The organism is Sphingorhabdus sp. (assembly GCF_044338195.1).
Lineage (GTDB): Bacteria > Pseudomonadota > Alphaproteobacteria > Sphingomonadales > Sphingomonadaceae > Sphingorhabdus_B.
Window position 1 is genome coordinate 1 of record NZ_JBIIMC010000023.1, and the last position, 20,591, is coordinate 20,591.

The 20,591-nt window shown below is 57.9% G+C and carries 18 protein-coding genes and 1 pseudogene; 16 read left to right on the forward strand and 3 right to left on the reverse strand.

Going from position 1 to position 20,591, the window contains the following annotated elements:
- The 8 genes and pseudogenes from ACIQZK_RS07660 to fdhD form a co-directional block, all read left to right on the forward strand.
- A pseudogene (locus ACIQZK_RS07660) lies at positions 1–248 on the forward strand (S-(hydroxymethyl)glutathione dehydrogenase); the annotation flags it as partial.
- On the forward strand, positions 249–659 hold the full coding sequence (locus tag ACIQZK_RS07665) for an NAD(P)H-dependent oxidoreductase subunit E (RefSeq protein ID WP_397575611.1): 411 nt from the start codon (positions 249–251) through the stop codon (positions 657–659).
- Positions 656–2,101, forward strand: coding sequence for an NADH-ubiquinone oxidoreductase-F iron-sulfur binding region domain-containing protein (locus ACIQZK_RS07670; protein ID WP_397575612.1), 1,446 nt, complete (start codon positions 656–658; stop codon positions 2,099–2,101). The genes ACIQZK_RS07665 and ACIQZK_RS07670 overlap by 4 nt, the downstream gene beginning before the upstream one ends.
- On the forward strand, positions 2,098–2,964 hold the full coding sequence (locus ACIQZK_RS07675) for a homocysteine S-methyltransferase family protein (protein ID WP_397575613.1): 867 nt from the start codon (positions 2,098–2,100) through the stop codon (positions 2,962–2,964). Before ACIQZK_RS07670 ends, ACIQZK_RS07675 begins: the two co-directional genes overlap by 4 nt.
- A gap of 43 nt (positions 2,965–3,007) precedes the next feature.
- Positions 3,008–3,553, forward strand: a complete 546-nt coding sequence (locus ACIQZK_RS07680) for a molybdenum cofactor guanylyltransferase (RefSeq protein ID WP_397575614.1) — start codon at positions 3,008–3,010, stop codon at positions 3,551–3,553.
- Between the two features lie 4 nt (positions 3,554–3,557).
- Positions 3,558–6,416 carry a formate dehydrogenase subunit alpha gene (gene fdhF, locus ACIQZK_RS07685; RefSeq protein ID WP_397575615.1) on the forward strand — a complete coding sequence of 953 codons (2,859 nt, stop codon included), beginning with the start codon at positions 3,558–3,560 and terminating at the stop codon, positions 6,414–6,416.
- The gene (locus ACIQZK_RS07690; RefSeq protein WP_395636767.1) at positions 6,413–6,625 is read left to right on the forward strand and encodes a formate dehydrogenase subunit delta; all 213 of its coding nucleotides are present in this window, start codon (positions 6,413–6,415) and stop codon (positions 6,623–6,625) included. The genes fdhF and ACIQZK_RS07690 overlap by 4 nt, the downstream gene beginning before the upstream one ends.
- Complete coding sequence (fdhD, locus tag ACIQZK_RS07695) at positions 6,615–7,415, forward strand: formate dehydrogenase accessory sulfurtransferase FdhD (protein WP_397575616.1); 801 nt, start codon at positions 6,615–6,617, stop codon at positions 7,413–7,415. Before ACIQZK_RS07690 ends, fdhD begins: the two co-directional genes overlap by 11 nt.
- On the opposite strand, the gene ACIQZK_RS07700 is transcribed toward fdhD, so the two are convergent.
- Positions 7,363–8,277 (reverse strand): LysR substrate-binding domain-containing protein, encoded by a 915-nt coding sequence (locus tag ACIQZK_RS07700; RefSeq protein WP_397575617.1) that lies wholly within the window; start codon positions 8,275–8,277, stop codon positions 7,363–7,365. The two genes, fdhD and ACIQZK_RS07700, sit on opposite strands and share 53 nt — an antisense overlap.
- A gap of 177 nt (positions 8,278–8,454) precedes the next feature.
- Here ACIQZK_RS07700 and ACIQZK_RS07705 point away from each other — a divergent pair, with 177 nt between their 5' ends.
- The 8 genes from ACIQZK_RS07705 to ACIQZK_RS07740 are packed head-to-tail and all read left to right on the forward strand — an operon-like array spanning position 8,455 to position 18,240.
- Positions 8,455–9,666, forward strand: coding sequence for an aromatic ring-hydroxylating dioxygenase subunit alpha (locus ACIQZK_RS07705; RefSeq protein ID WP_397575618.1), 1,212 nt, complete (start codon positions 8,455–8,457; stop codon positions 9,664–9,666).
- Positions 9,653–10,912, forward strand: coding sequence for a cystathionine gamma-synthase family protein (locus tag ACIQZK_RS07710; RefSeq protein ID WP_397575619.1), 1,260 nt, complete (start codon positions 9,653–9,655; stop codon positions 10,910–10,912). The genes ACIQZK_RS07705 and ACIQZK_RS07710 overlap by 14 nt, the downstream gene beginning before the upstream one ends.
- Positions 10,912–12,375, forward strand: coding sequence for an FAD-dependent oxidoreductase (locus tag ACIQZK_RS07715; protein WP_397575620.1), 1,464 nt, complete (start codon positions 10,912–10,914; stop codon positions 12,373–12,375). The genes ACIQZK_RS07710 and ACIQZK_RS07715 overlap by 1 nt, the downstream gene beginning before the upstream one ends.
- Positions 12,372–13,508 (forward strand): NAD(P)/FAD-dependent oxidoreductase, encoded by a 1,137-nt coding sequence (locus ACIQZK_RS07720; RefSeq protein ID WP_397575621.1) that lies wholly within the window; start codon positions 12,372–12,374, stop codon positions 13,506–13,508. The genes ACIQZK_RS07715 and ACIQZK_RS07720 overlap by 4 nt, the downstream gene beginning before the upstream one ends.
- Complete coding sequence (locus tag ACIQZK_RS07725; RefSeq protein ID WP_397575622.1) at positions 13,505–14,761, forward strand: sarcosine oxidase subunit beta family protein; 1,257 nt, start codon at positions 13,505–13,507, stop codon at positions 14,759–14,761. The genes ACIQZK_RS07720 and ACIQZK_RS07725 overlap by 4 nt, the downstream gene beginning before the upstream one ends.
- Complete coding sequence (locus ACIQZK_RS07730; protein WP_183942245.1) at positions 14,761–15,024, forward strand: sarcosine oxidase subunit delta; 264 nt, start codon at positions 14,761–14,763, stop codon at positions 15,022–15,024. Before ACIQZK_RS07725 ends, ACIQZK_RS07730 begins: the two co-directional genes overlap by 1 nt.
- Entirely contained in the window at positions 15,021–17,756 is a 2,736-nt protein-coding gene (locus ACIQZK_RS07735) for an FAD-dependent oxidoreductase (protein WP_397575623.1), read from the forward strand. Before ACIQZK_RS07730 ends, ACIQZK_RS07735 begins: the two co-directional genes overlap by 4 nt.
- A complete protein-coding gene (locus tag ACIQZK_RS07740; RefSeq protein ID WP_397575624.1) occupies positions 17,749–18,240 on the forward strand; it encodes a hypothetical protein in 492 nt (163 codons plus the stop codon). The genes ACIQZK_RS07735 and ACIQZK_RS07740 overlap by 8 nt, the downstream gene beginning before the upstream one ends.
- Here ACIQZK_RS07740 and ACIQZK_RS07745 read toward each other — a convergent pair.
- Both ACIQZK_RS07745 and ACIQZK_RS07750 read right to left on the reverse strand, forming a co-directional pair.
- Entirely contained in the window at positions 18,224–19,528 is a 1,305-nt protein-coding gene (locus tag ACIQZK_RS07745) for an alpha/beta hydrolase family protein (protein ID WP_397575625.1), read from the reverse strand. The genes ACIQZK_RS07740 and ACIQZK_RS07745 overlap by 17 nt on opposite strands.
- Positions 19,525–20,514 (reverse strand): LysR family transcriptional regulator, encoded by a 990-nt coding sequence (locus tag ACIQZK_RS07750; RefSeq protein ID WP_397575626.1) that lies wholly within the window; start codon positions 20,512–20,514, stop codon positions 19,525–19,527. The genes ACIQZK_RS07745 and ACIQZK_RS07750 overlap by 4 nt, the downstream gene beginning before the upstream one ends.
- Positions 20,515–20,591: the final 77 nt, after the last annotated feature.

Consider the following 20,591-nt stretch of genomic DNA (forward strand, 5'->3'; position numbering starts at 1 on the left):
GTGTGGCCGAAGCGGGCAAAGAGATTGCGACCCGTCCGTTCCAACTCGTGACCGGCCGCAACTGGCGCGGCACGGCATTTGGAGGGGCCAAGGGCCGCACCGATGTTCCCAAGATCGTCGACATGTACATGACCGGCAAGATCGAAATCGACCCGATGATTACGCATGTCATGGGGCTTGAGGAAATCAACAAGGCATTTGAATTGATGCACGCGGGTGAAAGCATCCGCAGCGTCGTGGTGTTCTAAATGACCTCAATCGCTGACATCGTCGCCGAACATGCGCACCGGGAAGGGCCGTTGTTGCCTATCCTGCATGACGTGCAAAAAGCGTTCGGCCATGTCAGCGAAGATGCCATGCGCGACATTGCACAGGCGCTGAACCTGACCCGCGCGGAAGTGTACGGCGTTGTAAGCTTTTACCATGATTTCCGCAAAGAAGCCGAAGCGCGGCCCATATTGAAATTGTGCCGCGCAGAGGCGTGCAAGGCGCGCGGTGTGGACGCGTTGGTGCCGATTGCCGAAGGCCAAAGCCGCGTGAAGGTAGAGGCTGTCTATTGCCTTGGCATGTGCTCGGTTGGTCCGGCTGCGTTGGTTGGCGACCAAGTCATCGCCCGATTGGATCAGGCGCGCCTGAGTTCATTACTGGAGGCGATGTGACAGTCCGGATATCCAATGACGCTGTTGCGCTCGCTTGTGGCGCAGAGGCCGTTGCGGCTGCCTTTGCTGCGGCGGGCGTCGAGGTCGAACGCGTGTCCAGCTGGGGCATGCACTGGATGGAACCGTTGGTCGACATTGACGGCGTGGGCTATGGTCAAGTCTCGGCCGATCAAGTTCCTTCGATCCTAAAAGGTGACGCTAAATCCATCGGACGGATTGAGGACCACCCCTTCATCGCCAGGCAGAACCGGTTGACGTTCGCGCGCGCGGGCAAAACACGGCCCACATCGCTGGACGATTATTACGCATCAGGTGGCTGGCTGGGTCTTGGTCAAGCGCGCGCAATTGGCGCTGACGCAACCATCGAAACAATCATGGCATCGGGCCTTCGCGGCCGTGGCGGCGCGGGTTTTCCGGCTGGCATTAAGTGGCGGACGGTTGCGGACGCGGCGGCCGACCAGAAATACATCGTCTGCAACGCCGATGAAGGCGACAGCGGAACCTTTGCCGACCGGATGGTGATGGAAGGCGACCCGTTCATGCTGATCGAGGGCATGGCAATTGCCGGTTTCGCCGTCGGCGCGAGCAAAGCCTATATCTATATCCGTTCCGAATATCCGCACGCCATTGCCAAAATGGAAGACGCTATCCGGCTGTCTGCGCATTTGATTGCGCCATTTGTCGTCGAAGTCCGCGTTGGCGCGGGCGCATATATTTGCGGCGAAGAAACCTCGCTTCTCAATAGCCTTGAGGGCAAGCGCGGCGAAGTGCGCGCCAAGCCTCCGCTTCCCGCGTTGGAGGGCCTGTTCGGCAAACCCACAGTCGTCAACAATGTGCTGACGCTGGCTGCCGTGCCATGGATATTGGCGCATGGCGGTGAAGCCTATGCCGCATATGGCATGGGCAGGTCAAAGGGGACGATGCCCGTCCAGCTTGCCGGAAATGTCAAACATGGCGGCCTGTTCGAAGTCGCGTTCGGTATTACGCTTGGCGAGCTGGTCAACGATATCGGCGGCGGCACGGCAAGCGGTCGTCCGGTGCGCTGCGTTCAGGTCGGCGGGCCATTGGGCGCGTATATCCCGCCTGCCCAGTTCGATCTGCCCTTCGATTATGAAGCGTTCGCCGCGGCGGATGCGCTGATCGGCCATGCCGGGATTACCGTTTTTGATGACAGCGTCGACATGGCACAAATGGCCCGCTTTGCGATGGAATTTTGTGCGATTGAAAGCTGCGGCAAATGCACGCCCTGCCGATTGGGCAGCACGCGCGGCGTCGAAACGATCGACCAGATTATCGCAGGCAAAAATGTTGACGCCAATCTGGCGTTGCTGGCCGATCTTGCCGAAACCATGAAGTTCGGCTCACTGTGCGCGATGGGTGGATTCACCCCCTATCCCGTCATGAGCGCCATCAAACTGTTCCCTGAGGATTTCAATCGATGACCACCATATTAGATGGTGGTATGGGCCGCGAATTGCAGCGATTAGGCGCGCCTTTCCGACAACCGGAATGGTCCGCTCTTGCGCTCATGGAAGGGCCGGAATTTATCACCCAGGCCCACGAACGCTATGCGTTGGCAGGCGCAAAGGTGATCTCGACAAACAGCTATGCTGTGGTTCCTTTTCACATCGGCGAAGAGCGTTTCCTCAACCGCGGCACCGAACTTGCGCGGCTTGCCGGAAAGTTGGCACGCGATGTGGCCAATCAACATGATTTGATCGTGGCGGGTTCACTACCGCCGGTCTTGGGGTCCTATCGACCCGACCTGTTTGAGGTTGAGGCAGCGCGGGCAATCTTGGCAGTTCTGATTGAAGGTCTGTCTCCTTTTGCCGATATTTGGCTTGCCGAAACATTGAGCACATTGGCTGAAGCCCGATTGGTTGGCGAAATGCTGAAAGCCGACGAGCGACCGCTTTGGTTATCCTTTACGCTGAATGATGAAGGCAGCGCGATGTTACGCTCAGGTGAGACGATCGAACAGGCCGCCTCGCTGGCGTCCGAATTGAGTGCTCAGGCGATATTGTTCAATTGCAGCGCTCCTGAAGTAATGGAAGATGCCGTCCGCCGGGCAAAGCGGGCTTTGGGCACAGAATCGATCGCGATTGGCGTCTATGCGAATGGTTTTGCCCACGCCGACGAGGAGGTGCCCGCCAATGGCGGCCTTAGAGAAATTCGCGCAGATCTTGATCCGCCCCGCTATCTGGACTGGGCACAAAAATGGGTGGCCTCAGGCGCAAACATGGTCGGTGGGTGCTGCGGAATAGGCCCGGAACATATCCGCGCGCTGAGGGACGGTCTGTCATGACGGATCGGCACGAGGCAATGGACCATTATGCATTGGATTTTGCATGAAGCGGCTGGGCGCGATCATCGCTGGCGGCAAGGCTACGCGCTTTGGGAGCGACAAGGCAGCGGCACCCCTAAATGGAACTGCCCTGATCGAACATGTCGCCGATGGCTTGCGCGATCAGGTCGACAAATTGATTGTCTGTGGGCGCGCTTGGCCGGGCATGGATTGGGTCGAAGACCGACCATTCGCGGCCATGGGGCCTTTGGGTGGCCTGAATGCCGCGCTGCATTATGCGCAGCAAAACGGGTTTGATGCGGTGGTGACCGCGGGTTGCGATGTTGTGCCCGTGGCGCAATTTCCGATGGATCACGCTTATGAAAATGCCTTCTATATCGATGGGCATTATCTGTTTGGCGTCTGGCCGGTCGCGCTTGCGCCATTGCTGGACAGACATCTGCGCGATCAGGATAATCTATCTATGCGAAACTGGATTGCCGTATCCGGCGCGCAAGCAATCACGTCCGGTGATGTTTTTCACAACTTCAATACACCCCGGGAGCTGGCAAAATATGCTGCTCAACAGTCGAATATGGGTATAAGGTAGACATATGACGTACCAGCCGCAAAAAGATTTTGGGACCCCGGAAAGCCGTTCGGACGAAACAGTTTCGCTTACGATCGACGGCCGCAATGTGACTGTGCCTGCAGGGACAAGCGTCATGCGCGCGGCTGCAGAACAAGGCACGTCGATCCCCAAATTATGCGCCACCGACAGCGTTAAAAGCTTCGGCTCATGCCGCTTGTGCTTAGTCGAAATCGATGGCCGCAGAGGGACCCCAGCGAGTTGCACGACCCCAGTTGAGCCCGGCATGGTTGTGCGCACGCAAACCCCGCATCTGGCAAAATTGCGTAAAGGCGTGATGGAGCTGTATATCTCCGACCATCCGCTCGATTGCCTGACATGCGCCGCCAATGGCGATTGCGAATTGCAGGATCAGGCCGGTGCCGTTGGTTTGCGCGATGTCCGTTACGATGTGCAGGCCACGCATCTGGGGCAGGAAAAAGATCACTCCAACCCCTATTTCGATTTTGATCCAAGCAAATGTATCGCCTGTTCGCGTTGCATCCGCGCCTGCGACGAAGTGCAGGGCACACTTGCCCTGACCATGGAAGGCAGAGGCTGGGACTCAAAGATTTCGGCAGGTCTCGCGAGCGATAACTTCCTCGAGTCTGAATGCGTGTCTTGCGGGGCTTGTGTGCAAGCCTGCCCGACGGCGACATTGGTTGAGAAAAAAGTGGTCGAAGTCGGCACACCCGAACGCAGCGTTGTCACGACCTGCGCTTATTGCGGTGTTGGCTGCACCTTCCGCGCAGAAATGCGCGGCGAACAACTGGTGCGGATGGTCCCGTACAAAGACGGCAAGGCCAACCGTGGCCATAGCTGTGTAAAAGGCCGCTTTGCCTGGGGCTATGCACAGCATCAGGAACGCATATTAAAGCCCATGATCCGCAAGTCGATCAGCGATCCTTGGCGCGAAGTCGAATGGGACGAAGCTTTTGCCTACACGGCGTCCGAACTGAAACGGATTAGCGCGAAATATGGCCGCAATGCCCTTGGTGGAATCACCTCAAGCCGTTGCACCAATGAAGAAACCTTCCTTGTGCAAAAACTTGTCCGGGCAGGATTTGGCAATAACAATGTCGATACCTGCGCCCGCGTGTGTCATTCGCCCACCGGATACGGCCTCAAAACAACCTTTGGCACCAGCGCGGGAACGCAAGATTTTGACAGCGTCGAAGACACCGACGTTATCCTGATCATCGGGGCCAACCCCACCGACGGACACCCCGTATTTGCCAGCCGGATGAAGCGCCGTTTGCGCGGACAGGATGGTCGCCCGGGCGCTAAGTTAATCGTCATCGACCCGCGCCGTACCGACATTGTCCGTTCGCCGCATATTGAGGCGCAGCACCATCTTCCGCTTCGCCCCGGCACGAACGTTGCCGTGCTGACGGCGATGGCCCACGTCATCGTCACCGAAGGTCTGGCCAATGAGGCATTCATTCGGGAGCGTTGCGACTGGGACGAATATAGCCATTGGGCCGAATTCGTTTCGCAATCCCGCAACAGCCCCGAAAATCTGGCGCCCGTAACGCTGGTCGATGCAGACGAGCTGCGCGCCGCCGCGCGGTTATATGCCACAGGTGGCAATGGAGCGATCTATTACGGCCTCGGTGTCACCGAACATTCCCAAGGCAGCTCGACCGTTATGGCTATCGCAAACTTGGCGATGGCGACCGGCAATATTGGCCGCCGGGGTGTCGGTGTTAATCCGCTCCGTGGCCAGAACAACGTCCAAGGCGCATGCGATATGGGCAGCTTCCCACATGAGCTTGCCGGATATCGCCACATTAGCGATGGCAACGCGCGGAAATTGTTTGAAGACGACTGGGGCGTAACACTTGATCCAGAACCCGGCTTGCGCATACCCAATATGCTCGATGCCGCGGTCGACGGGGTATTCAAGGCGCTATATTGCCAGGGCGAAGACATCCTCCAATCCGATCCAAACACGGCCCATGTGTCGGCTGGGTTGGCGGCGATGGAATGTGTCATTGTCCACGACCTTTTCCTGAACGAGACCGCCAACTACGCGCATATCTTCCTGCCCGGATCCACCTTCCTTGAAAAAAATGGCACGTTCACCAATGCCGAACGCCGCATTCAGCCCGTGCGCAAGGTGATGACGCCGATGAACGGTTTGGAGGACTGGGAAGTCACGCAGCGGCTGGCGCAGGCGATGGGGCTGGATTGGAACTATACCCATCCGTCCGAAATCATGGACGAAATCGCGCGGCTTACGCCGACCTTTGCTGGCGTGTCCTTTGAACGGCTCGATGAAGCAGGCTCGCTGCAATGGCCAGTGACCGCAGACGCACCCGATGGATCGCCGATCATGCATGTTGACGGCTTCGTCCGTGGCAAGGGTAAATTCGTTGTGACAGATTATGTCCCAACGGATGAGAAAACTGGACCACGCTTTCCGTTGTTGCTGACGACCGGACGCATATTGTCGCAATATAATGTCGGCGCGCAAACGCGGCGGACAGAAAATGTCGCCTGGCATCCGGAGGACTTGCTGGAAATTCACCCGGTGGACGCCGAGGATCGCGGCGTTAAATCTGGTGATTGGGTCAAATTGGCGAGCCGCGCGGGAGAAACCACGTTGCGCGCCACGGTAACCGATCGCGTTGCCCCCGGCGTTGTCTACACCACATTCCACCATGTCGTAACGCAGGCGAATGTTGTTACCACCGACTTTAGCGACTGGGCAACCAACTGCCCCGAATATAAGGTTACCGCGGTTCAGATTAGCGCATCGAACGGGCCGACCGAGTGGCAGGAAGAATATGAAGCTTTGTCGACGCGTTCTCGCCGGGTCGAAACGGGAATTGCTGCCGAATGAATAGCGTTGAACGCCTCGTCCATATGGCCAACCAGATTGCAACCAATCTGGCGACCGACGCTGCGCCTGTATCTGCGGTCGCCGATCACATTCAGCAATTCTGGGACCCGCGCATGAAAAAGATGATTTTTGCACACGGGACCGCGGGCTTGTCTCCGATTGCTGCAGCCGCCATCAGCTTACTGGCCGACGCGCAAAATGGCGCCTGATCAGGGTTCAACGCCAATTCATTTTTCCGTGCTGAAGCCTGATCAGGGCGCGACCGAAACCATAGAACGCAACATCATTGTCGAAGCGCCGGTCGCAATCGAATATAATGGCATCGGCTATGCCGTGATGATGGCAACGCCCGTTGATCTTGAGGATTATGCTATTGGCTTTAGCATGTCGGAGGGGCTGATTAGGCGCGCTGACGAAATTTTGGCCGTTGACGCACATAAGGCCGATCTGGGCTGGATATTGCGGATTCAAGTGCCGCCCGAAAATGCCGAAAAGGTCTTTGCCCGCGCCCGGCAGCGCGTTTCGGAAAGCAGCTGCGGGCTGTGTGGCATGGATAATCTGGAAGAGGTCATGCGCCCCTTGCCGCGGGTCACGGCGCAAATTGATGTATCGGACGCTGCCATGTTTACAGCATTATCGGCATTGCGTGCACATCAGACACTCAATGCCCAAACGGGTTCCGCCCACGCCGCCGCATTCTGTGCGCCGGACGGCTCTATCTTGATGACGCGGGAAGACGTTGGCCGCCACAATGCACTCGACAAATTGATTGGAGCGCTGGCGCGCGCCGATATAGACATCTCAGCCGGCTTTATCATTTTGACCGCGCGCTGCAGCCTTGAACTGGCGCAGAAGGCTATCCTTGCCAACTGTCCAATGCTCGTGACCATATCGGCGGCAACCGACCTTGCGATCAACGTGGCCGAAAAATCCGGCCTTCGCTTGATCAGCCTGGCGCGTGCAGACTCGGCGCTTGCCGCAATGCCGAAAACCGGTTGATCAACCAGCTGCGGAACATGGAAATCGCGGCATCGCCCAAATCATCGGCGTGGAGTTTTAGATAATAGCCATAGCCGTCTTCGATGACTGCATCATATGGCATGACCAGCCGCCCGTCGGCGATTTCCCGGGCAAACATATCGATGTCGCCCAGAAATACCCCACTTGCGGTCATGGCATATTGCGCCGCCGCAATCGTCGTATCGAACGCGAGACCACCATGCGTCGCCATGGTTAGGCCATTTTGCCGCAGATAGGCCGTCCACAAAAGATCGCGCGGCTCGCCGTCCAGTTTCAGGTGAAGTAGCTCCTGACTTTCCAGAAATTCTTCCAGCGATTTACCCTGACTGGCAATCGCCGTCGTGGGCGCACAGAGCGGCGCGACCCGCACCATCCAAAGAAGGTCTGTAATCCGGTCGTCAACATTGGGACGGTCATAGGCAATCGCCATATCAAAATCTGTGGCGGGCAACCCGGTGACATGCGCGCTCGAAACATCCAGCCGGATGTCCGGATGTTCAGCGCGAAAATCGCGCAGCATCGGCAGGAACAGCTGCTGTAACAAGGATGGCGGCACATGGAGCCGAAGCGAACGGCCGGTCACTTCATCGTTGCGGATCGAGTTCATCGTTTGCTCAAGCCGGTCGAGGCATTTGCTCACGACGGGCAAAAGCTCTTCACCTGCGGGGGTTAGCAATAGCCGCGATGCGTCGCGGACGAAGAGTTGCTTGCCCAGCAATTCCTCAAGCCCGCCGACATGCCGGCTCATGGCACTTTGCGACACAGAAAGCGCCGATGCGCCGCCTGTGAAACTCAAATTCTGCCCCACCGCTTCAAAGGCGCGCAAGGCATTCAACGGCAACCAACGACGGTTAATATTACTGCGGTTGGAAATGGAATCGACCTTTCAAAAGCATATTGGTTTCCAATGACGTCACTGCCCTACATTTTGAGATAGGGCTATGCGAAAATGCGATTTTATTAGACCGGACAAGTGGCCCATTCTCAAATCTGGGGAAAACTAACCAAAGGCATAAAAATGGACTTAGGGCGGATTGACGCGCTGTTCCAGCAGCGTCGCGAAGGACACACCTTACCGCAGGGTCTTTACACCGATCCTGATAGCTTCGATTTCGATATGGCCGCTATTTTCGGCCAAAGCTGGCTTATGGCCGGCCTCGAATGCGAACTGCCCAAAGCAGGAAGCTATCTATCGATGATGGTCGGCAAATGGCCGGTTATCATTACGCGTGATCGGCAGGGCGAAATCCGCGCCTTTCACAACAGCTGCCGCCATCGCGGCTCCATGATTTGCGCCGTCGGCAGCGGGACTGCGCCAAAGCTGGTTTGCCCTTACCATCGTTGGACATATGATCTGGATGGCTCTTTGTTTGCCGCAAACCGGATGGGTGATGATTTTGACAAGGCCGAACATGGCCTAAAACCTGTCGCTATCGAATGTGTTGCAGGGGCAATTTTCATCTGCCTGTCCGAAACACCGCCACCCATTGACGACTTTAGCGCGAAGCTTGCCGAATATGCAGCGCCGCATAATCTGAAAGACGCAAAGCTGGCATATGAGAGCGTCCTGGTCGAAAATGCCAACTGGAAACTGGTTATGGAAAATGGCCGCGAATGCTATCATTGCAGCACTGGCCACCCCGAACTGTCCAAAACATTTCCGGTCGGAATGTCGAAGCATTTTGACAGCGGCGAAGATGCACGCGTCATGGCTTTCGAAGAAAAAATGGATGCGCTTGGCCTGCCGCAAACCCCCGTTGAGGGGCATTATTGGCAAATCGCGCGCTTTGCATTGAACGAAGGCTGCGTTTCGATATCGGGCGATGGGAAGCACCTGTCCAAAAAACTAATGTGCGACGCCAATGAAGGCGATATCGGTTCGATGCGCTGGGCGGTTGACCCGCACTGTTTTGTCCATTGCACCGCAGACCATGTTTTCATGTTCAGCGCTATGCCCGTCGGCCCCAATGAAACCCATGTCACCGGCAAATGGTATGTCCATAAAGATGCCGTTGAAGGCGTCGATTATGATGTCGAAAAGCTCATCGCTTTGTGGACCATGACAAATTTGGAAGACAAGATGCTGGCCGAAAACAATCAAGTGGGTGTGAACAGCCCCGGCTACACCCCCGGCCCCTATTCGCAAGAAGCCGAAATGCTCGCTTTGCGTTTTACGGACTATTATTGCGACAAGGCTCGTGATTATATTGCAACCCATGGCAAAGGATAACATCAAGGGGTTGCGCCCCGAAACGCTGGCAGTCGCATTTGGTTATGACCCGGAAATGGGCATGGGGTCGGTCAAGCCACCGATCTTCATGACATCCACCTTTGTCTATCCAAGCGCGCAACATGCCAAGAATGTGCACGAAGCATATTTTGATGGCACGGGGCCGCTGGTGGGCGAAACCAACCACATTTATTCGCGGTTGGGGCATCCGGGCTTGGACTTCCTCGAAAAGCGCCTCGCGGCAATCGATGGCGCAGAGGAAGCGGTTGCATATTCCAGCGGCATGGCAGCGCATTCGAGCATTGCGCTGGCCTATGTCCGCCCCGGCGACAGCGTATTGCATGGCCGACCCATCTATGGCGGCGTGGATATGCTCTACAACAGCATCATGCCGCAATTCGGATCGCATGTAGCCGCCTATACCGATGGCACGGACGAAAACGATGTCCGCAAAGCGGCGGATGAAGCGATGGCCAAGGGGCCGTTGAAGCTTATCATCGCCGAGACACCCGCTAACCCGACCGCAGCCGTGGTTGACCTTGATCTGATGGTGCGGATTGCGGACGAAGTCGGCGCAAAGCAAGGCCACAGGCCATTGGTAGTGGTCGACAACACTTTGCTCGGGCCATTTGCGCAGCGGCCCATTGAACATGGTGTCGACCTATGCATGACCTCGCTGACGAAATATTGCGGTGGGCATAGCGATCTGCTGGCAGGTGGGGTTTCGGGTCGCAAGGAATTGATCAACTATCTGCGCATGCAGCGCACAACATGGGGCAATCACCTTGATCCCTATACGTCATGGCTGGTGCTGCGTTCATTGGAATCGGTCGCTGTGCGCACCGAGCGTGCGATGCAAAACGCGCGCGGCGTTGCCGAATTTCTGCGCGATCATCCCAAGGTCGCGGGTGTGACCTATTTGGGTTTCCTTGAACCCGGCACACGTCCTCGCGCGGTCTATGACCGGCAGTGCAAGGCAGCTGGTTCGACATTCTCGTTCCACCTGCACGGCGGTGAGGCAGAGGCCTTCCGTATGCTTGACCAATTAAAGCTGCTTAAGGTAGCGGTCAGTCTGGGTGGTTCGGAAACTTTAATCTGCCATTCGGCAAGCACGACGCATTATGCGGTCCCCCCTGCCCAGCGTTTGGCAGGCGGTATTACCGATGGCACGATCCGACTGTCTGTCGGGTTGGAACATGTTGACGATTTAATAGGCGATTTGCGCCAAGCGCTGGAGGCGGTGTAATGGAACTGAATTTTACCGGAACCGATATATGCGCGATTAATGGAACGCGCAGCGCTCCTGAAACGCATTATGATGTTGTTGTCGTTGGCGCGGGGCCAAGCGGTGTTGCTGCGGCGATCGAGGCTGCGACAGCCGGAGCAAAAGTGCTTCTGGTCGACGAAAACCCCGTTTCGGGCGCATTGATGGGCAATGACATACCGCTATATTTTGGCGGGCGGATGACCGCAGCGACGCAGAATACAGAGCGCATGCTCGAAGCTATCTTCATGAGCATGCCCGCGCTTGAAACCGCGATGGATGCGGGCGTCGAATTGTTGCTCGGTACAACCGCCTGGGGTGTTTACCGCAATGGTCCTGGCGTCGCCAGCCTGCCGCAGCAAGTGGTCGGCCTCGCCGATTCCGAACGATCATGGTTGGTCGGTTTTGATAAAATTGTCCTTGCGACCGGCGCACGCGATTTGGCGATGGCTTTCCCCGGGTGGAACCAGCCCGGCGTCATGGGCGCAGCAGCGCTTCAAATGCTGCTTACCCGTTACGAGGCATTTGCGGGACAGCGCATTTTGGTCTTGGGATCGCATGATCTCGCGCTCGAAACTGCATTGCTGGCGCAGGCGCGCGGCATCGACGTTGTTGGCCTGATTGAAGTCCGCGATGCACCGCAAGGCAATTCCGAACTGGTCGCCAAGGTTACAGCCGCTGGCATCGCCATCCACTGCGGACAGACCATCACATCGGCAACAGGCGGCATCAACGGCATCGAAAGCGCGACGCTATCGACCGGAGACGTGATTGCCTGTGACACCATCTGCGTCGCTATCGGCCTGATCCCGTCGATCGAACTGGTGGATGCGATGCACGGCCCGCGTGCACTTAACGCCACGCGCGGCGGTTATATTCCGGCCGGCGAGCCTTCGGTCACGGCAGTGGGCGATTGTGCGGGGCTTGCGGATAGCGGTTTCGATCATGTCGCCTACCGGATGGACTGGATGCGCGCGCTATCGGACATCAGCGCCGACGACACGATCATTTGCCAGTGCGAAGAAGTCACGCGCGCTGATTTGATTGGCGTACAGCCCCCGAATTATCTGTCGCGCCCGGCGCCCATGTGTGCCCGTTCGCTGGATACCTTGCTTCAGGATGGCCCGGCCAATCCAGACCAGATCAAGCGTCTGACGCGCGCGGGCATGGGCGTGTGCCAAGGTCGTCGCTGCCGCGATCAAGTGGCAATGTTGTTGGCGATTGAGGCGGACAAGCCATTCGGTTCAATCCCGCTCGCCAGCCACCGCGCACCGGTTCGTCCGCTGCCACTCAAAATCCTTGCTGAATGGGATGAGCCTGCGGAAATGGACGCGGCATGGGATGTCTGGTTTGGTATCCCTACCCAATGGGTGCCAGTCGAGGATATTAACACGCCTTATCAGGATGAGCATCGCCAGATGCTTTACACGGGGATGTACACATGAGCGGTTCGGAAGTTGTCATCGTCGGCGGCGGCGTTACGGGCCTGAGTGCGGGCTGGTGGCTCGCGCGTTCGGGGGTCAAGGTAACAGTACTTGACAAGTTCATCGTCGGTTGGGAAGCCTCCGGACGTAATGGCGGCGGTGCATCGCATTATTCGAGCCCGTTGTTTGACGAAGAGCAGCGCCTTTGGCCGCAAATGGACGAGTTGCTTGGCTATCCGACCGAGCACCAAAAAGGCCGCATCCTAATTGCGATGACCGAACGGCAGTGGGAACAATATCGTTTCATTGCCGAACGTCACACGCGGATGAACCACCCGGTGGAATTGCTGGACGTTAAACAGGTGCAAGAGGCCGTGCCATTGGCAGGCGACAATTGCTTTGGCGGTGTGCATTATAAATTTGGCGGACATGCCAACCCGCAGCGCAGTGTGCAGGCTTATGCTTGGGCCCTGCAGGATCTGGGTGGAAAAATCGTTCAGCACAGCCCGGTAACCGGTTTTGAAACCGCTGGCGGCAAGGTGACGGCCGTGAAGACCGCGAACGCCACTTATGGCTGTGACGCTGTCGTGGTGGCCGCAGGACCGCAGATCCCGCAATTGATGGCACAGCTTGGCGTCGACGTGCCATTGGCAGCCGCCCGCGCGGAAATGATCATCACGGAACCTGCGCCAATGATGCCGCTTGGCGGCGTTGACGGCCACAAAATCTATGGCCGCCAAACGCTGCGCGGGAACCTTGCTTATGGCGGTGGCCCGCATGAATGGCTTGATGTGGACGCAACCGGCCCGGCCGCGCGTCCTTCGACGCCATTGGCCCGCAACCTTGCGAAACGATTGGCAGAACTTTTGCCAAAGGCCGCGCATCTGAATGTCATCCGCAGCTGGGCTGGCATCATCGAAAATTCGCCCGATGGCCGTCCAATCATCGACCGCCTCACCAGCCCAGACAATGTCGTGGTCGCGTCGATGTCGAGCGTCGGCTTTGGCCTATCGCCAGCGTCGGGTCACGCGATCCGCGATCTGGTGATTGACGGGAAATGCTCGTTTGCGGATATCGATATCCTCAAACTATCGCGCTTCGACAATCTCGAGTCCGATTGGCGCGAAAAGCGCGGGTGGATGCCAATTTCATGAGCCAATATTCGGCTTTCGGATTGCTGCGCGGTGCTTTAAACGGGCAGAAGCATTGGCAACCTGCGTGGCGCGATCCGGAGCCTAAATCGCATTATGATATCATCATCATCGGCGGCGGCGGGCACGGGCTGGCGACGGCTTATTATCTTGCCAAGGTCCATGGCCTGAAAAATATCGCGGTTCTGGAAAAGGGCTGGATAGGCGGTGGCAACACCGGACGTAACACGACGATTGTGCGGTCAAACTATCGGCTAAAGCCATTACACGACCTGTTCGAATTCGGCCTGAAAATGTGGGAGCATTTAAGCGACGAGTTGAATTACAATGTCATGTTCTCGCCGCGCGGCGCAATGTTTCTGGGGCACAGCGACGCCGATATGACCAAGCTTGCCGAACGCGGTGACGCGATGCGTTGTGACGGGATCGATGCCGATTTAATGACCCGCGACGAAGTGCGAAAGCTGGAACCGTTGCTCGACATGTCACGCAGTGCGCGTTTCCCGATTGAGGGCGGCTTGATTCAGCGGCGCGGCGGCACTGCCCGCCATGATGCCGTCGCCTGGGGCTATGCACGCGGCGCAGACAGCCTTGGCGTCGACATCATCCAGAAATGCGAAGTCACAGGCTTTGTCCGCGATGGCGATGCGGTCGTCGGCGTGGAAACCACACGCGGGCGGATCAATGCGGGTCGCGTTGGCATATGCGTTGCGGGCCATAGCGGCCATGTCGCCGGGCTGGCGGGCCTCAAACTGCCCGTGGAATCGCAAACGTTGCAGGCGATGGTGACCGAAGGCGTCAAGCCAATGATAAACAGCGTCATCATGTCGCAATCACTGCATTGCTATATCAGCCAGTCCGACAAGGGCGGCATCGTCTTTGGCGGTGACCCTGATAACTGGCCAAGCTATGCCCAACGCGGCAATCCGATGGTGATGGAGCGTGCCGTGGCACAGGGCCTGGCGCTTGTCCCGGCGCTCTCACGTCTGCGTATGGTGCGGACATGGTCTGGGGTTACCGATATGAGCTTTGACGGCGCGCCGATCATTGGCGAAACGCCCGTGAAGAACCTCTTTCTCAACGGCGGCTGGTGTTATGGCGGGTTCAAGGCGACACCGGCGTCGGGTTGGACATATGCGCACACACTCGCGACCGGCAAACCACATGCCCTGAATGCGCCATTCGCGCTCGACCGTTTCGAACGCGGTGCGACAATCGATGAAACAGGGAGCGGCCCAATGCCGAACAGTCGCTAATGATGCAGTTCACCTGTCCCCATTGCGGCCCGCGCGATCAGGCGGAGTTTATATACGAACGCACCGTAGACGCGGTCGTGTCGCTTGATGCTGCACCAGAAGAGGCGATGAAATCGCTTTTCACCCGCAACAATCCACGCGGTGTTGACGAAGAAATCTGGCGGCACACTTATGGATGCCGTGCATGGATGGTGATCGCACGAAACCGTGTAACGAACGAAATCAGCGCCACCCGCGCCGTTGGTCCGGAGGCTCTGCCGTGATAAACTTCAGTTTCGACGGCAAGACCTATCAAGCGGAAAAGGGCGACACACTTGCCGCCGCGCTTTTGCGCAACGGCATTGGCCTTGTTGGCCGCAGCTTCAAATATCACCGTCCACGCGGCATTATGACGGCTGGCGTTGAGGAGCCCAACGCGCTCGTCACCATCGGCGATGGCGGACGAACCGAACCCAATACCCGCGCTACCGATGTTTTTGTATATGAAGGCCTAGTCGCCAAAAGCCAGAACCGCTGGCCGAACCTGTCATTCGATATCGGTTCTGTCTTTGGCTTGGCCGCGCCTGTCCTGTCTGCCGGTTTCTATTACAAGACCTTTTTCGGTTCGGCCAAACGCTGGATGTTCTACGAATATTTCATTCGTAAAGCGGCGGGTCTCGGCAATGCGCCGACGAAGACCGACCCCGACCATTTTAGCCAACGTGCCGCCTTTTGCGATGTGCTTGTGGTCGGCGCCGGACCAGCCGGACTTTCCGCCGCTCTCGAAGCCGCCGAAGCCGGCAAACGCGTCATCCTCGTCGAACAGGACAATATTCTCGGTGCCTCGTTAGTCCGCGACGGCCAAGATCTTGATGGTGCATGGGTGGAAGCGACCCAAGCCCGCATCCGCGCCGCCGGCGGACGCATCCTCACACGCACGACGGCGTCTGGATATTGGGAACATGATCTGGTCACGCTGACACAGCGCATAGCAGAGCCGGGCCAAACTCCACCGCACGGCGTTGCACAGCGGCTTTGGCATGTGCGGGCGGGCCAAGTGATACTTGCGACCGGCAGCATTGAACGCCCGATGGCCTTTGCCCATAATGACCGCCCCGGCGTGATGCTGTCGCAAGCCGTGCGTACCTATGTGCGGCGCTTTGGCGTGGTCCCGGGCAAACGCGTGGTGATCGCGACCAATAATGATGACGCGTACAAAACGGCCTACGCGCTCAAGGCGGCTGGGGCTGAGATCGTGGCCGTCCTTGATGCACGGCCAGCACCGGCGGGCGCGGATAGCGGTTTACCAGTCTATAACAATGCCGTTCCGCTTTCGACCAAAGGCGCGCGCCATTGCCTGAAAAGCGTGACCGCGCTTGTCTATGGCCTGACCAAAAGCTGGGATGCCGATCTGATCGCTGTTTCCGGTGGCTTCACACCCGTGGTGCATCTGCATATGCAGGCAGGCGGCACGCTCGATTGGAACGATGCTGCGCAAGCCTTTGTCCCTGCGACATCGCGTCAGAATGTGACGACGATCGGCGGGGCGGCCAATCCCGAACCCGTGTTCAATGTCGTCCCGGTTTCCAAACCAAAGAAAAGCTTCATCGATTTTCAGAACGATGTGACGCTGTCGGATGTCGATCTGGCATGGGCCGAGGGCTATCGCTCGGTTGAGCATCTCAAACGCTATACCACACTCGGGATGGCGACCGATCAGGGCAAGCTCAGCAATATGGCGGCGCTTGGGCGCTTGGCCGAAAAGCAGGGCGTCGCTATTCCTGAGGCCGGGCTGACCACATTCCGTCCGCCATATACGCCCGTTACGATGGGCCTGTTGGCTGGCGCTGGCGCAAAAGATGCAGGCGCACATGTTCGTCGCCTTGCGCTATACGATGTGCACGCGGCGAAAAACCCGATCTGGCAGCCACTGGGATATTGGTTCCGCCCCCGTGCGTATCCGGTGGGCAGCGAAACTTTGGCGCAAGCGGCGATGCGTGAAGCAAAAGCCGTGCGTTCAAACGTCGGGATGACCGATGTGTCGACGCTCGCGAAGTTTGAAGTGTCCGGGCCAGATGCCGCCGCGTTTCTGGAAATCATCTGCGCAACGACGGTTGGCAAACTTGCCGTCGGACGTGGCCGATACACATTCATGTTACGCGAGGACGGGTTTGTTTTCGACGATGGTACCGTTTGGCGGTTGGACGAGAATCGCTATCTGTTGACCAGTTCAACCGGTGGCGCAGACCGGATGGCGACGCATATTTCCTATGTCCGCCAATATCTCTGCCCGCATTTACGCGTCTCAGCCGTCAATGTGCAGGAACATTATGCCGGAATTGCTGTCGCAGGGCCGCAAGCTAAGGCGACGCTGGCGGCATTGATCGGTGAGGAGCCGCCACGCCATATGTCGACGGTTCCGGCCATGATTGCCGGGGTTCCGGTTATCATCCTCGCTGCCAGCTACAGCGGCGAACGCGCGTTCGAAATTTATGTCGAGGCAAGCCATGCCGGCCCCGTTTGGGCTGCGTGCGAGGCCGAGGTTAGCGCGCGGGGCGGCGCACTCTATGGCCTTGAAGCCATGGAATTCTTGCGTATCGAAAAAGGCCATCTGGTCGTCGGTGGCGAAGTCGATGGGCGGATGACCCCGCATGATCTGGCGCTCGACAAGATGCTCAACAAAGCCGGTGGCTATGTCGGCGCGTCCGGCCTATCGCGCCCTGCCTTGTCCGAAGCCGGACGACGGCAACTGGTCGGGCTTGAAGCGATTGAGGGCAATATTCCCGAGGGCGCGATGCTTGTCACAGGCGAAGGCGCATCGCCGCAAGGCCATGTCAGCGCGGCTGCGTTTCGAATAATGGACGGCGGGTCGGTTGCGCTGGGTCAATTGACCGACGGCTTTGCGCGGCACGGCGAGGAGCTTATCGCAACCTCACCCACGCGCGGTCAAATGGCGCGGGTCCGCGTTGTGGCACCGCATTTCTACGACACGGCCGGGGAGCGTTATCGTGACTGATGTAACAATCACAGTGCTGCCCGCAGCGCCGCTTCATGCTCTGGAGATATGGAGCAACCCGGCGGCTGTTGGGACAAGGTTCAAGAAAGCTGCCGGCTTCGCCTTGCCAGCCATGGGTCGTTCTGACGGCAATGATGCCCTCCGTCTCATCCGCTATGAACCCACCGTTTGGCTGGCCGAAGGCGATGTGTCGGCACTGCCCGGCCTATTGGCGGATGACGGTGCGCTAACCGCAATTGGCGGCAGCATTGTGCGGGTGCAGCTTTCTGGAAAAGGCTGGCGCACATTGTTGATGGAAGGCGGCGTTTTCGATGCGGAAAACCCGAATTTCGCGTCCGGATGCAGCGCGGCAACAATCATCGATCACGTCAATATTCGCCTACATGTGGTGGATGACGAGACGTGCCATGCCTATGTTCCGCTCAGCTACAGCGAAGCAATCATCCATTTTTGGAAGACAGCAGCGCTCAGTCTGACGCTTTAGGCGCATAGCGAAGCGTCATACCGCGCGCATGCCTTTGCTGGAAGCCCTTCCACAAGGTAACATTTTCACCGCCCGGGCTATACGCCCCCCATGGCGTCCCGGCAGGCGCATTCCATACGCCATCATCCGAATTTTCGGTGGCGACCTTCAGATACGCATTTTTGCTTTCGTCGCCCTGTAAATGCACGGCCAAAAATGCGGTGATAAAGTGCAGGTTGATGGCATTGATCCGGTCCTGCCGCCAAATCGGGTCTTCGAACCAGTCGATGTCCCACAGCGAACCGCGCATTTCACGCGGCGCAGGGTTGAGCGCAATGGAATGACCAGCTTGCTTGTAGGTCAGCAAATAGCGGTCGGCATTCACCGCGCCGCCAAAGACAGCCAGCGCGCCCGTTTTATAATCAACAGTAAAGTCGCTATCCCCATGTATCAGAAGCAGCGGCGCCGTTAGCGCGGCAAGACCCTCGGCACCCCATGCGCTGCTCGGTGCACCGCCAGCCGGCGCCAGTGCCACCACAGCCTTGACGCCTGGCACTTTGATAGCGTCAGCATCCACACTGCCGCGCGCGAATTTCTTTAGCCACCCACCCGCAACCAAATTCATATTCGGACCCGCAGGGTCAAGTGTTGCGCCGCCTGCGGTGAGCACCCCATAACCACCTTGTGAATAGCCAATGAGCGCAACGTTATCCGGGGCAATCAAATCGCCCAAAGTGGCGCGGAGCTGCGCCGCCGCAAATACAATGTCATGCGGCCGGTTGAAATTCGGCGCAGCACGCGTGCGAGGTGCAACGACATAGGGGTTTGGGTCGCGATGATGGATCGCCGCGACGACATAGCCTTTTGACGCAAGATTTTCGGTCAACCACGTCATCACCGCCGGATTATTGCTATAGCCATGGCTTATAATGACCAAGGGGTACTTGCTGCCTGCGGCCGGCGCGCCCGCAACCGCGATGCCCTTTTGCGTAAACGTGACCGGCGGAAACGGTGGCTCTGCCCATAAGCTGCCGCGATACAGGACGGGTTTGGCACCCTTTTTCGCACTGGCGGGGTACCAAATATCCACCTGCACATTGCGGTCGACGAGGCGAACATTACTGGAATCCGCCTGTGCGTTTTCAACGTCGGGCTGATTCCTATGCGTGAATGTAACGGAACGAAAGCCAACGCCATATGCACCGAACGCCGCAAGCTCGGGGGCATCGGCGCCGGGAACACTGGGTGGGCTGGCGTGGATAGGTGCACCCAGCAAGCTCAGAATGGCAACCACAACACGCCGCATCATGCTATCAACTCCTCGCCTTCGACCGAAGCCGACGGCCACACCAATTGCTGCGCCATCCATGGATATTCCTCGATGAGCGGCGGGAAGATTTTCTCCTGCAAAACCTGCTGACACAAGGCCGCGGTTAGGCTGGGGATATCGCCCAATTCATCGATCCGCGCGACGACCTGGACCGAGCGTGAAAACCGCCCCCTCGTCATCGGCTCGGCGCGCAATTGGGAAAGCAGTTCCGGCACCGCCGCCAGACAAACCGGCGTGGTAATCGCCCAACCAATCCCTGCCGCGACCAATGCCAATTGCTGATGCGACGATTCGACTTCAACCATCTGCGGCAGTTTCAGCTTCATCCGGACAATCTGGCGCTCAATCTGCTGCCCCGTTCCGGTAAGCCGCGAAAAGCGGATGAACGGCAATGACGATGGCAAGCCGACAAGATCCAGCGGCTCTCGGAAATCTTTGGGGAAAACCAAAATGAAGCTTTCCTCAAACACCGGGTGCAGCTCGACCGTGTCACGATGCTCAAGATTGAAGCTACCGGTCACGAGCATATCAATGTCGCGCGCCAGAAACTCGCCCTGATGCTCCATGGAGATACCCGAACGGATATTCCAACGGTCTGCCCGCGAACCGAGACTATGCAAAATCGGGGCGGTCAGTTGGTTGGCAAGGCTGAACGACATCGCGACCGTAATGCTCGATATCGGCAAGTTTGCGCCTTCACGGACTTCGTCATAGGCCAGTCTGGCGTGGGCAATCAGCTTTTGTCCGCGCGCAAACAGCGACTTGCCGCTGGCCGTCAGGCCCAATGGCCGCATCGTGCGGTCAAACAACGACGCGCCTATGCCGGCCTCAAGCTTCGCGATGGTTTGGGAAACCGCAGATTGTGTCACCTGCAAATGGGATGCGCATTGCGACATGCCGCCAAGTTCGACGGTCATCACGAATACTTCGAGTGCGTGCAGATCGAATTCTTGTGGCAGTTTCATGCAGCAACCCTCCCAAGCGTGCAGGCATAGCCAATGGCTAATATTACCTCAGCTAATGGCTATGCGAGACGGTCGGT

Coding starts and splice junctions, on each gene's coding strand:
- fdhF (WP_397575615.1), top strand. CDS start 3,558: ATGACGTACCAGCCGCAAAAAGATTTTGGGACCCCGGAAAGCCGTTCG.
- ACIQZK_RS07705 (WP_397575618.1), top strand. CDS start 8,455: ATGGACTTAGGGCGGATTGACGCGCTGTTCCAGCAGCGTCGCGAAGGA.
- ACIQZK_RS07710 (WP_397575619.1), top strand. CDS start 9,653: ATGGCAAAGGATAACATCAAGGGGTTGCGCCCCGAAACGCTGGCAGTC.
- ACIQZK_RS07750 (WP_397575626.1), bottom strand. CDS start 20,514: ATGAAACTGCCACAAGAATTCGATCTGCACGCACTCGAAGTATTCGTG.
- ACIQZK_RS07675 (WP_397575613.1), top strand. CDS start 2,098: ATGACCACCATATTAGATGGTGGTATGGGCCGCGAATTGCAGCGATTA.
- ACIQZK_RS07715 (WP_397575620.1), top strand. CDS start 10,912: ATGGAACTGAATTTTACCGGAACCGATATATGCGCGATTAATGGAACG.
- ACIQZK_RS07720 (WP_397575621.1), top strand. CDS start 12,372: ATGAGCGGTTCGGAAGTTGTCATCGTCGGCGGCGGCGTTACGGGCCTG.
- ACIQZK_RS07745 (WP_397575625.1), bottom strand. CDS start 19,528: ATGATGCGGCGTGTTGTGGTTGCCATTCTGAGCTTGCTGGGTGCACCT.
- ACIQZK_RS07730 (WP_183942245.1), top strand. CDS start 14,761: ATGATGCAGTTCACCTGTCCCCATTGCGGCCCGCGCGATCAGGCGGAG.
- ACIQZK_RS07680 (WP_397575614.1), top strand. CDS start 3,008: ATGAAGCGGCTGGGCGCGATCATCGCTGGCGGCAAGGCTACGCGCTTT.
- ACIQZK_RS07725 (WP_397575622.1), top strand. CDS start 13,505: ATGAGCCAATATTCGGCTTTCGGATTGCTGCGCGGTGCTTTAAACGGG.
- ACIQZK_RS07665 (WP_397575611.1), top strand. CDS start 249: ATGACCTCAATCGCTGACATCGTCGCCGAACATGCGCACCGGGAAGGG.
- fdhD (WP_397575616.1), top strand. CDS start 6,615: ATGGCGCCTGATCAGGGTTCAACGCCAATTCATTTTTCCGTGCTGAAG.
- ACIQZK_RS07690 (WP_395636767.1), top strand. CDS start 6,413: ATGAATAGCGTTGAACGCCTCGTCCATATGGCCAACCAGATTGCAACC.